General features: G+C 67.5%; 11 protein-coding genes. 1 reads left to right on the top strand and 10 read right to left on the bottom strand.

Features of this window, described 5'->3' with window-relative positions:
- Positions 1 to 15: 15 nt before the first annotated feature.
- The 6 genes from RGD00_RS13320 to RGD00_RS13345 all read right to left on the bottom strand — a co-directional run bounded on the left by RGD00_RS13320 (position 16) and on the right by RGD00_RS13345 (position 6,343).
- Positions 16 to 1,170 (bottom strand): ABC transporter substrate-binding protein, encoded by a 1,155-nt coding sequence (locus RGD00_RS13320; RefSeq protein WP_310457833.1) that lies wholly within the window; start codon positions 1,168 to 1,170, stop codon positions 16 to 18.
- Between the two features lie 2 nt (positions 1,171 to 1,172).
- On the bottom strand, positions 1,173 to 2,147 hold the full coding sequence (locus RGD00_RS13325; RefSeq protein WP_310457834.1) for an MBL fold metallo-hydrolase: 975 nt from the start codon (positions 2,145 to 2,147) through the stop codon (positions 1,173 to 1,175).
- Entirely contained in the window at positions 2,144 to 3,310 is a 1,167-nt protein-coding gene (locus tag RGD00_RS13330) for an ABC transporter substrate-binding protein (protein ID WP_310457835.1), read from the bottom strand. Before RGD00_RS13330 ends, RGD00_RS13325 begins: the two co-directional genes overlap by 4 nt.
- Before the next feature lie 69 nt (positions 3,311 to 3,379).
- Positions 3,380 to 3,928: a 3-hydroxyanthranilate 3,4-dioxygenase gene (locus RGD00_RS13335; protein ID WP_310457836.1), complete on the bottom strand. Its 549-nt coding sequence runs from the start codon at positions 3,926 to 3,928 to the stop codon at positions 3,380 to 3,382.
- 16 nt (positions 3,929 to 3,944) lie between these two features.
- Positions 3,945 to 4,898, bottom strand: a complete 954-nt coding sequence (locus tag RGD00_RS13340; RefSeq protein WP_310457837.1) for a dihydrodipicolinate synthase family protein — start codon at positions 4,896 to 4,898, stop codon at positions 3,945 to 3,947.
- Between the two features lie 11 nt (positions 4,899 to 4,909).
- The gene (locus RGD00_RS13345; RefSeq protein ID WP_310457838.1) at positions 4,910 to 6,343 is read right to left on the bottom strand and encodes an NAD-dependent succinate-semialdehyde dehydrogenase; all 1,434 of its coding nucleotides are present in this window, start codon (positions 6,341 to 6,343) and stop codon (positions 4,910 to 4,912) included.
- Positions 6,344 to 6,602: 259 nt separating this feature from the next.
- Between RGD00_RS13345 and RGD00_RS13350 the strand changes: the two genes are divergently transcribed.
- Positions 6,603 to 7,505, top strand: a complete 903-nt coding sequence (locus tag RGD00_RS13350) for a LysR family transcriptional regulator (protein ID WP_310457839.1) — start codon at positions 6,603 to 6,605, stop codon at positions 7,503 to 7,505.
- Between the two features lie 211 nt (positions 7,506 to 7,716).
- On the opposite strand, the gene RGD00_RS13355 is transcribed toward RGD00_RS13350, so the two are convergent.
- From RGD00_RS13355 to RGD00_RS13370, 4 genes are all read right to left on the bottom strand, one after another.
- Positions 7,717 to 9,345 (bottom strand): AMP-binding protein, encoded by a 1,629-nt coding sequence (locus RGD00_RS13355; protein ID WP_425603416.1) that lies wholly within the window; start codon positions 9,343 to 9,345, stop codon positions 7,717 to 7,719.
- 69 nt (positions 9,346 to 9,414) lie between these two features.
- Positions 9,415 to 9,822 carry a RidA family protein gene (locus tag RGD00_RS13360; protein ID WP_310457840.1) on the bottom strand — a complete coding sequence of 136 codons (408 nt, stop codon included), beginning with the start codon at positions 9,820 to 9,822 and terminating at the stop codon, positions 9,415 to 9,417.
- Positions 9,806 to 10,237 carry an acyl-CoA thioesterase gene (locus RGD00_RS13365; protein ID WP_310457841.1) on the bottom strand — a complete coding sequence of 144 codons (432 nt, stop codon included), beginning with the start codon at positions 10,235 to 10,237 and terminating at the stop codon, positions 9,806 to 9,808. Before RGD00_RS13365 ends, RGD00_RS13360 begins: the two co-directional genes overlap by 17 nt.
- Entirely contained in the window at positions 10,234 to 11,373 is a 1,140-nt protein-coding gene (locus RGD00_RS13370; protein WP_310457842.1) for an acyl-CoA dehydrogenase family protein, read from the bottom strand. Before RGD00_RS13370 ends, RGD00_RS13365 begins: the two co-directional genes overlap by 4 nt.
- Positions 11,374 to 11,435: the final 62 nt, after the last annotated feature.

Below are 11,435 nucleotides of genomic sequence, written 5' to 3' on the forward strand. Positions count from 1 at the left end.
GGCCGGCTGCCGGTCCTACATCTTGCACTGGTCGGCGTAGGCGTCGCCGTAGCCTTCGATCAGCTTTTCGCGCGTGACCGCGGCGGGCTTGCCGTCTTCGCCCTTCACGATGTCCAGCACGTACCAGTCCTGCACCGGGTGCTGGTTCGGGCCAAAGCTGAAATCGCCCCGCACGCTTTCGAAATCGGCCGCACGCAGCGCCTCGCGCAGGGCGTCGATGTCGTCCACGCCCCCGGTCTTGGCCAGCGCCGACCCGATCAGCCGCGCGGTGTCATAGCCCTGCGCGGCGTAATAGGTGATCGGGCGGGCATATTTCGCATCCCATGCGGCGACGAACTCCTTGTTCGCGGCATTGTCGAAATCGCGGTTCCAGTGCGCGGTCGCCACGATCCCGTCGGCCGCATCGCCCACCGCGTTCAGCACCACCGCATCGGTCGAGGGTTCGGACAACACCATCGGGAACTGGCCCTGCAACCCCGCCTGCGCATATTGCTTGAGGAAGGCGATACCCATCCCGCCGGGATGGAACTGGAACACCACCTCGGGCGCTGCGGCGCGGATCTGGGCCATCTCGGGGGCGAAGTCGGTCTGTTCGAGCTGGGTGTAGATCTCCGTCACCTCGCCCTCGAACATGCGCTTGAAGCCCTCGATGGCGTCCTTGCCGGCCTGATAGTTCGGCGCCAGCGCCACGGCCTTCTTGTAGCCGATCTTCTTGGCTGCAGCCCCCGACGCCTCGTGCAGCGCGTCGTTCTGCCAGCTGACGACGAAATAGTTCTCGTGGCAGCCCGCGCCGGCAAGGTTCGACGGCCCGGCGTTGGGGCTGACATAGATGGCGCCGTTGTCCACGATGTCGGGCACGGTTGCGCCCGCAACGTTGGAAAACACGATCCCGGTCAACAGCTTCATGCCCTGATCGTTCATGAACTTCTCGGCGATCTGGCGGCCGTTGGCGGGCTTCAGCCCGTCATCCTCGACCACCAGTTCCACCTCGACCCCGCCGAGCTTGCCGCCCTCCATCTCGATGGCCAGCGCCATCGCGTCGCGGATGTCCTCGCCCAGATAACCGGCAGGGCCCGACAGCGTGGTGATGACGCCGATCTTCACCGGGTCGGCCAGCGCGCCCGAGGCCGCAAGCGCCGCGGCCGAGGCCGTAAGCACGAGCCATTTCATTTTCATCCGTCTTCTCCCTGTTTTTCGTTGTTTGTTTCGATCTGCATCGCGATCAGCGGGGCGAAGCCGAAAGCCCCTTCCCGCCGGAAAACCCTTCCGAACACAGGATTCGGAAAGTGATACGCCGCAATGACGGTACCACGCTCTGCCGCCCCCGCAAGCATCGCCATCCGCGTCTGCACCGCCTGCGCGGGATCGGCACAGAATTTCGAAACGACAGCCGGATCAGCCAGTTGCACCTGATGGTGGATCGCATCCGAACAGAACAGCACCTCGGGCGCGCCCGGCCCCGCATCCAGCCGCAGCGCGCAAAGCCCCGCGACATGCCCCGGCACCGCTTCGGCCGTCAGGCCGGGCGCAAGCGTTCCGGGGACGGCCAGCGGTTCCCACCCGCCGCTGCCCGCGACGGGCAGGAAGCTGTCGGCATAGGCGCCGTGCAGCAGCGCGGCGGTATCGGCACCCGCCGCCGCATCGGCCAGCGCGTCGAGTTCCGCCGCCGGGGCAAGATAGCGCGCGTTCGGGAAGGTACGCACCCAGCCATCCCCCTGCCGCAGCGTCGCCCAACCCATGTGATCGGCATGAAAATGCGTCAGCACCAGCATGTCCACATCGCCGGGCCGGATGCCGTAATGGGCGAGGATCCGCAGGAAGGGCGTGTCCAGCATGTGCCATGCCGGGCGGTCGGGCCGGGCCTTGCCGTTGCCGAGCCCGGCATCCACAACGATCGTCCGCCCGCCGGTCTGGATCACGAAGATGTTGAAATTCAACGTGATCGTGCCGGCCTCTGCATCCGTCGTCCCGCCCGGGCAGCGCGCGGCGAGCGCGCCGAAATCCGGCGGCGCGATACCGCGCAGCAACGCCGCCTGCGGCCAGGGCACCGCGGCGAGATCGGGGATGCACAGCACCCGGGCATCCCCCGCCTCCAGCACCTCGACCATGCGGCCGGTGCCCGGGATATGGTCGCGGCGCGCCCTCATTCCGCGGGCGGCAGCTTGCAGTCGGCGGCGAAGGGATCGCCCAGACCCTCGGCCAGCTTTTCGCCGGTCACCAGATCCAGCGTTCCGTCGGCCTTCTTCTCGATGCCGATCGCGTACCAGTCCTGCACCGGGTGCTGGTTCGGGCCAAAGCTGAAATTGCCCCGCACGCTGTCGAAATCCGCACGCAGCATCGCGGCCCGGAACGCCGCCGTATCGTCGAGCGACCCGCCCACCGCCTTCAGCGCCGCCCCGATGGCCTGCGCGGTGTCATAGCCCTGCGCGGCATACATCGTCGGCATGCGGCCATAGGTATCGACGAAGGTCTTGACGAATTCCGCGTTCACCGGAAACGGCAAATCCGCGTTCCACGCCCCCGACACCTGCACCCCCACCGCGGCATCCCCCACCGCCTTGAGTATCGCATGATCCAGCGAGGGTTCCGACACGACCAGCGGAATATCCAGCCCCGCCTGCGCGTATTGCTTGAGGAACGCGATGCCGCTGGCGCCCGGCTGGAACTGGAAGACCACATCCGGCGCGACGGAACGGATCTGCGCGATTTCGTTGGAAAACTCGGCATGCCCCAGGGGGGTGAACAGTTCGGCCACGATCTCGCCGTCGAAATAGCGCGTGAAGCCCGCGATGGCGTCCTTGCCGGCCTGATAGTTCGGCGCAACCACCACCGCGCGCTTGTAGCCGAGCCGCTTGGCGTTCATGCCCGCGCTGCCCTGCATCGTGTCGGTCAGCCAGGACATGACGAAATAATTCTCGTGGCAGTCGGCCCCGGCGAATTCCGACGGCCCCGCGTTCGGGCTGACGAAGATCGCGCCGCTGTCGACCACTTCGGGCACCACGGCGCTGGCGATGTTGGAAAACACCACGCCGGTGATCAGCCGGATGCCTTCATCGTTCAGGAACCGTTCCGCCGCCTGCCGCCCGTTCGCGGGCTTGAGCGCGTCGTCCTCGATCAGGATCTCGACCGGGATGCCGCCAAGCGCGGGGTCGCTGCCCGCCGCCAGCAGAAAGCCATCGCGCACATCCTGCCCCAGATAGCCGGCCGGCCCCACCAGCGTGGTGATGAAACCGATCTTGACCGGCTCTTGCGCCAGCGCCGCCCCCGCTGTCAGGCACAGCATGGTTGAGGCAAGCAAACGTTTCTTCATCTGTAATTCCCTGTTGTTCTTGTTGCGGTATCGCGCCCGCCCGCGTGCCGGGACGCGGGCGGGGGCCGGTCAAAGCTTCACCCACCCCTCGGGCGGTTCCTTGCCCGGGTGCACGGTGCCGCATTGCGGGCAGGTGCGGGCCTTTTCGTCGGCGTAGAAGCGGGCATAGATCGGGGGCAGATCGTCCACGATGGATTCCAGATCCACCTCGGCGCGGTGCACCAGCGCCTTGCAGTCGAAACAGTACCATTCCACCGCATCCAGCGCGCCATCGGGCCGCGCCGGTTCGATGACAAGCCCGATGGAGCCTTCCTGCGGGCGCTGCGGCGAATGGCGCATGTGGGCGGGCAGCAGGAACACGTCGCCCTCGCGGATCGGCACGTCGTAGAAATCGCCCGTCTTCGTGTCGTGCAGCTTCAGCAGCATGTCGCCCTTCAGCTGGTAGAAGAATTCCTCCACCGGGTCGTCGTGGTAGTCGGTGCGCTTGTTGGGCCCGCCGACCACCGTGACCATCAGGTCGGCATCCTTGAACACCATCTGGTTGCCCACCGGGGGTTTCAGCAGGTGCTTGTGTTCGTCGATCCACTTCTGGAAGTTGAAGGCCGCGAGGCGTGTCATGGTGATCTCCCTGTGATCAGAGCTTGAGGCCGCAGCCCTCGAAGGCTGCCTTGGTCGCGCGTTTTTCTTGTTCGGTCAGTTCGAGACAGGGCGGACGCACCCGCCCGCCGGTCTGTCCCAGCAGGTCCTGCCAGTATTTCTGATGCGCATGCGGCTTTTCCGCAGGCCGCGTGTCGCGCAGCGCGGCGCGCACGGGGGCGAGGCTGTCGCGCAGCCTGCGGGCCTCGTCCGCGCGCCCGGCGAAGGCGAGGTCGGTATAGTCCCGCATCCGTCGGTCGTGTTTGGTCTGGATCAGATAGGGCGGCGAGGAACACAGATAGAGCCGCCAGTCCAGTTCCAGGATATTGTCCAGCCATTCTTCCTCGGACGCGGTGGACACGATGATGCGGTCCCGCGCCAGCCGGGTCAGTTCGGCATACATCGGGCGCGGCACGGAATACTTGATCGCCACCACCGTCTCGATATCCGCCAGCCGGTTGCACAGCGCGGGCGACATCAGATAGCCGCTGTCGGGATGCGACCAGAGCGCGATGCCGATATCGACCTTGGATGCGATGGTTTCGTAATACCGGATCAGGGTTTCATCCTGTTCCTTGAAGAAATGCAGAACCGGCGCATGCACGACGATGTAGTCCGCCCCGCAGGATTGCGCATGGCGGGCAAGGTCGATCACCACATCCATGTTCTGGTCGGAACACGACATGATCGTCTGCGCCCGCCCCCCCGCCGCCGAAACCGCCAGATCGAAGGCGCGCTTGCGTTCGTCCAGCGACATGGAAAAGAACTCGCCCTGTTTCCCGGCGATGAAGAAGCCGTCGATCCCCAGATCGCCGATCCAGTGATCCATGTTGGCGCGGAAGCCGTCCTCGTCGATGCTCAGGTCATCGCGGAAGGGCATCAGCGCGGCGGCCCAGATGCCGCGCATATGGGCGAAGGCATGGGTCTTGGCGTCCTTGCGGGTGTATTTCATCGCTTTCTCCCTCAGAGCGCCATGCGGTGCGACACGTTCTTGATGATCGTGTAATGGTCGAGCCCCTCTGCCCCGCCTTCGCGGCCATAGCCCGAATATTTCACCCCGCCGAAAGGCACCTCGGCGACCGAGGCCTCCAGCGTGTTGATCGACAGGTTCCCCACCTCGAGCTGGTCCACCAGCCGGTCCACATTGGCGGCGGAATGGGTGAAGGCATAGCCGGCAAGGCCGAAAGGAAGGTCGTTCGCCCGCATGATGCCCTCGTCCAGATCGCGGACCGGGTTGATGACGGCCAGCGGGCCGAAGGGTTCTTCCTGCATCACCCGCGCGTCATAGGGCACATCGGCCAACACCGTCGGCGCCCAGAAATACCCCCGGTTGCCGATCCGGTGCCCCCCCGCCAGCAGCCGCGCGCCCTTGGCCACGGCATCGTCCACCAGCGCCTGCAAGGCGGTCAGGCGGCGGTCGTTGGCCACCGGGCCCATTTCCGTCGCGGGATCGAACCCGTCGCCGGTGACGGTCGCCTTCGCGCGGGCCACGAAGGCGTCGGTATAGGCGGCGAAACGCGATTCATGCACGAAGAACCGGGTGGGCGAGGTGCAGACCTGCCCGGCGTTGCGGTACTTGCGTTCGGCCGACAGCACGCCCGCGCGCCCCGCATCGGCATCGTCGCAGACGATCACCGGCGCATGGCCGCCCAGTTCCATCAGCACCGGCGTCATCGCGGTCGCGGCCATTTCCGTCAGGTGACGGCCGACATTGGTGGACCCGGTAAAGGCCACCAGCCGCACCTGATCTTTCGGGATCAGATAGGACGAAATCTCGGCCGGCCGCCCGAAGACAAGGTTGAACACCCCCGCCGGCAGCCCCGCATCATGGAACGCCCGCGCGATATGCACCGCCCCCGCCGGCGTTTCCTCTGCCGCCTTGAGGATGATCGAACAGCCCGACGCCAGCGCCCCCGCGATCTTGCGCGCAGGCTGGCTCATGGGGAAGTTCCACGGGCTGAACGCCGCCACCGTGCCGACCGGCTGGCGCACGACGATATAACGGATCCCGGCCTCGGACGGCACGACGCGGCCATAAAGCCGCTGGCCCTCTGCCGCGTCCCATTCGAAGAACTCGCAGCCCCGGATCACCTCTGCCTGCGCTTGCCGGAAGGGCTTGCCATGTTCCAGCGTGATCGCATGGGCGATCTCGTCGATACGCTCGCGCATGATCGCGCAGGCCCGCAGGATGATGTCGCCCCGCGCGCGCGGCGACAGGCGCGACCAGACACGGAACCCTTTGTCCGCCGCCTCCAGCGCATCGTCCAGATCGGCCCGCCCGGCGACGGGCAGCGCGCCGATGACGGATTCGTCGGCCGGGTTCAGCACCGGGATCGTCTCGGCGGTCTTGCGCCAGGCGCCGCCGATATACAGCCGGAGTTCAGGATAGGAAGCCATGCATGCCCTCGAAATGCCGCCAGAGGCGCGGTGCGGATAACGCCCCTGCGTTTCCCCTTGCATTCAGGAAAGCACCGGCGCACTCATAAAACAATCCGTCATGGAATTATGAATTCATCCATGAAACCAATAAGTATCGTGTAACGCCCCAACCCGGGCCTGCGCATATCGGAGAACACGTCGATGAAGACCGGATACCCCCGCCCGACCACGACCGCGATCCCGGGGTCGACGGCACCCCCGGCAGGGGCCTGAGCCGATGCGCCCCAGCCTGCGGCAGATCGAAACCTTCCTCGCCGTCGCCGCCACCGGCAGCTTTTCCCGCGCCGCCGAACGGCTCGGGATGAGCCAGCCGGCGCTGAGCCAGGCGGTGCGCGATCTGGAAACCGGGCTCGGCCTGCGTTTGCTGGACCGCACCACCCGGCGGGTGGAACTGACGGCGGCGGGCACCGCCTTCCGCGCCCGGGTGGCGCATGCGCTGGACGAAATCGACCTCGCCGCGCGCCATGCCCGCGATCTGGCCGACCTGCGCGCGGGTCATTTGCGCATCGCCGCGCCCCCCTTGCTGGCCGCGGCGGTGCTGCCGCGGGCGATGGTGCGTTTCGCCGCGGCGCATCCCGGGATCACCTTCGATCTGGCAGATGTGGGGACGGAAGAGATGCTGGCCCGCCTGCGCGCCGGGCGGGCGGATCTGGCCGTCGGCACCTTTCCGGCGGACGAACCCGACATCGACCGCCGCCCGCTGCTGCGCGACAACCTGATGCTGTTCTGCCCGCCCGGCCACCCGCTGGCCACGGCCGCGGCCCCGGCATGGGCGGCGCTGGCGGGGCAGCCGGTCATCACCCTGACCCGCGACAGCGGCATCCGCCTGCTGGTGGAAATCGGATTCGAACGCGCCGGCCTCGCCCTGCGCCCGGCCTTCGAGGTGACGCAGATCGCCACCGCACTCGCCCTCGTCACCGCCGGTCTGGGGGTGGCGGTCCTGCCCGGCTATGCCCGCGCGGCAGAGGCCGCGCAGGGCACCGCGGCGCTGGCGCTGGCAGGGCCCCCGATGGGGCGCGAAATCTCCATCGCCTTCGCCCGCGACCGCAGCCACCCCCCGGCGGCGGCCGCCTTCGCCGACCACCTGACCGCCGCCCTGCGCGCGGTGGCCCCCGGCTGACGGACCCGCGGGTGGAAAGGGCGCAGGGGGCATTCTGCCCCCTCTTGGCTGCGCCAATTCACCCCCTGAGGATATTTTCGGACAGAAAATGAAGGCACGCCCGCGACACTTTCTGTCCCCAAATATCCCCGCCGGAGGCGCATCTCGCCACCCGGCCAGCCGCTGGAAACAGGGCGCTGCGCCCGCAGGCCGGGGTTCACCCCGGCCTCCCTCAGCTGCGCAGGCGGAACCGCTGGATCTTGCCCGTCGCCGTCTTGGGCAACGCGCCGCAGAACACCACCTTGCGGGGGTATTTGTAGGGCGCGATCACCGATTTCACATGGTCCTGCAACCGCCGCACGGTCAGCGCGTCGCCCGCGACCCCCTCGGCCAGCACCACATGCGCCACGACGATCTGGCCGCGCGCGTCGTCCGCCTCGCCCACCACGGCGCATTCCAGCACATCGGGGTGTTTCAGCAACGCCGCCTCCACGTCCCGGCCGGCGATGTTGTAGCCCGCGCTGACGATCATGTCGTCGTTGCGCGCGGCGAAGTGGAAATAGCCTTCCTCATCCTGCACGAAGCTGTCGCCGGTGATGTTCCAGCCGTGTTCGACATATTTCAGCTGCCGGTCGTCGGCCAGATACCGGCACCCCGTCGGCCCCCGCACCGCCAGCCGCCCGACCTCGCCCCGCGGCAATTCCCGCCCCAAGGCATCGACCACCCGCGCCTCGTAGCCCCTTACCGGCTTGCCGGTGCAGCCGGGGCGGTGGTCGCCGAAATGGTTGGAGATGAAGATGTGCAGCATTTCCGTCGCGCCGATGCCGTCGAGGATCGGCTTGCCGGTACGCGCCATCCATTCGTCATAGACCGGCGCCGGCAGGGTTTCCCCCGCCGACACGGCAGCGCGCAAGCTCGACAGATCCGCCCCCTCGCTCATCGCCTTCAGCATCACCCGGTAGGCGGTGGGCGCGGTGAAGCAGACGGTGGCGCGGTACTGCTCGATGATCTCGATCATGTTGGGGGGCGAGGCGTTTTCGAGCAGGCAGGCCGCCGCCCCGAAGCGCAGCGGAAAGACCGCGAGCCCGCCGAGCCCGAAGGTGAACGCCAAGGGGGGCGAGCCGACGAACACGTCCTCGGGCGTGACCTGCAACACCTCTTTCGCATAGCCGTCGGCGATGATCATCAGGTCGCGGTGGAAATGCATCGTCGCCTTGGGATCGCCCGTGGTGCCGCTGGTGAACCCCAACAGGGCCACATCGTCGCGCCCGGTCCTTACCGCCTCGAACTTCACCGGCTTGGTCAGCGCGATGCGGTCCAGTTCGGCGTCATGGTTCGCGGTGCCGTCGAAGCCCACCACATGGCGCAGCCAGCGCGAGGATTTGGCGCAGGCCACCATTTCATCCATCAGCCGGGTATCGCAGAGCGCCAGCGTCACCCGCGCGCGGTCCACGATCTGGCCCAATTCGCCCGCGCGCAGCATCGGCATGGTGTTGACCACCACCGCCCCCGCCTTGGTCGCCGCCAGCCAGCAGGCCACCATCGCCGGGTTGTTGGCCGACCGGATCAGCACCCGGTTGCCGGGCTTCACCCCATAGTTCTCGACCAGCGCCCGCGCGATGCGGTTCGACCAGTCGGTCAGTTCCTTGTAGGTGCGGCTGCGCCCGTTGCCGATCAGCGCCACATGGTCGCCGAAACCGCGTTCGACCAAGCGGTCGGTCAGTTCCACCCCGGCATTCAACCAGTCGGGATAGTCGAAGCCCTCCAGCAACAGGTCGGGCCACTGCCGCGCAGGGGGCAGGTTGTCGCGCGTGAACGTATCGGCATGCCCCGAGGGGCCGAGCACCGGGCCTTCTTCCATCCATCACCTCCTGTCAGGGGCGGCGGGCCTCTGCCGGGCCCGTCCGCCATGGTTGTCCGCGGGGGCCGTTCAGTCCTGCGGGATCACCGCCGTCGCCTCGATTTCCACCTTGGCGCGGTCCTCGACCAGCGCGACCACCTGCATCAGCGCCATCGCCGGGAAATGCTTGCCGAGCGTTTCGCGATAGGCCTTGCCGATCTCGCGCAGGCTGGCCAGGTATTCCTTCTTGTCGGTGACATACCATGTCAGCCGCACCAGATGTTCGGGCCGCCCGCCGGCGCAGGCCAGCACCTCGACGATATTCGCCAAGGCCTGGCGCACCTGCCCCGCCATCTCGTCGGTCTCGAATTCCTGCTGGCCGTTCCAGCCGACATGGCCGCCCAGAAACACCATCCGCCCCGAGGCCGCGACCCCGTTGGCATAGCCCACGGCGGGCTTCCAGCCCGAGGGGTTCAGAAACTCATGCGGGCTGTCCATCGCGGTCTCCTTTGGCAAGCTCTTCTTCCAGTCGCGCGCGCAGCGCATCGGGCCAGGGCGCCGCGCGCCCGCCCTTGATCCAGACCACCTTCAGCCCGGCCGACAGGCGCTCATCGCCCGCTGTCCCGGCGGTGATGTCCATCGTCAGGCTCGACCGGCCCACCGCCCGCACCACCAGCGTGAAGGGCACCTTGTCGCCCAGACGCGAGGGCGCGCGGAAATCGCAGTCCAGATGCACGGTGGGCACGCCGTTGCCATGCCCCTCGGCATGCATCTGCGCGAAGGAACAGCCCACCACATCGGCAAAGAAATTCTCGACGACCGAGTTGATCATCTCGAAATACCGCGGATAGAACACGATCCCCGCCGGGTCGCAGTGGTTGAACTCGATCGGGACGACCTTGACGTAGCTCATGCGTCCAGCGCCGCCCGCGCGATGACGACCTTCTGCACGTCGCTGGCGCCTTCGTAGATGCGCAGTGCCCGGATCTCGCGGTAAAGGCTTTCGACGATGACCCCCTTGCGCACCCCGTCGCCGCCATGCAGCTGCACCGCCGCGTCGATGACCCGCTGCGCCGCCTCGGTCGCGTAAAGCTTGGCCATCGCCGCCTCGCGCGTGACCCGGGCGGCACCCATGTCCTTGGTCCAGGCCGCGCGATAGACCAGCAGGGCGGCGGCATCGACCTCCAGCGCCATGTCCGCGATATGGCCCTGCACCATCTGCAAGTCGGCCAGCGGCGCACCGAACAGCTGCCGGTCCTTCACCCGCGCCAGCGATTCCTCCAGCGCGCGCCGCGCAAAACCGAGCGCGGCGGCCCCGACGGTGGACCGGAACACATCCAGCACCGCCATCGCCACCTTGAACCCCGCCCCCGGCGCACCGATCAGCGCGCTTTCCGGCAACCGCACATCCATGAGGCGCAGATGCGCCAGCGGATGCGGGGCGACGACCTCGATTCGCTCCACCACCTCCAGCCCCGGGGCGTCGGCGGGCATCAGAAAGGCCGACAGCCCCCGCGCGCCCGGTGCCTCGCCGGTGCGGGCGAATACGACATAGACATCGGCGATCCCGCCGTTGGAGATATAGGTCTTTTCCCCGTTCAGCACGAAGCCGTCCCCGTCGCGCACCGCCGTGGTCGCCGTCCGCGCCACATCCGACCCCGACCCCGGTTCCGTCAGCGCAAAACCCGAAATCGCCCGGCCCGACCGCGTGCGGTCCAGCCATTCCCGCTGTTCCGCCGTGCCGAACAGGCTGACCGCCCCCATGCCCAGGCCCTGCATCGCAAAGGCGAAATCCGCCAGCCCGTCATGGCGCGCCAAAGTCTCGCGGATGATGCACAGCGACCGCACGTCGAGGCTTTCGCCCGCCCCCGCCCCCGAATGGCGCAGCCAGCCGCCCGCGCCCAACCGCGCGACCAGATCGCGGCAGGCGGCATCCACATCCGCGTGATCGGCCGGCAGGTTGGCCGCACACCAGGCATCCAGCCCCTCGGCCAGCGCACGGTGCCGGTCCTCGAAAAACGGCCAGGAAAGAAACGATCTGTCTGCCACTTTCTGTCCTCAAATATCCTCGGGGGTTTCCAAAGGGGGTGAAAAACCCCCTTTGGCGGGGG

The sequence above is a fragment of the Ruixingdingia sedimenti genome (genome assembly GCF_031432425.1).
Lineage (GTDB): Bacteria > Pseudomonadota > Alphaproteobacteria > Rhodobacterales > Rhodobacteraceae > Ruixingdingia > Ruixingdingia sedimenti.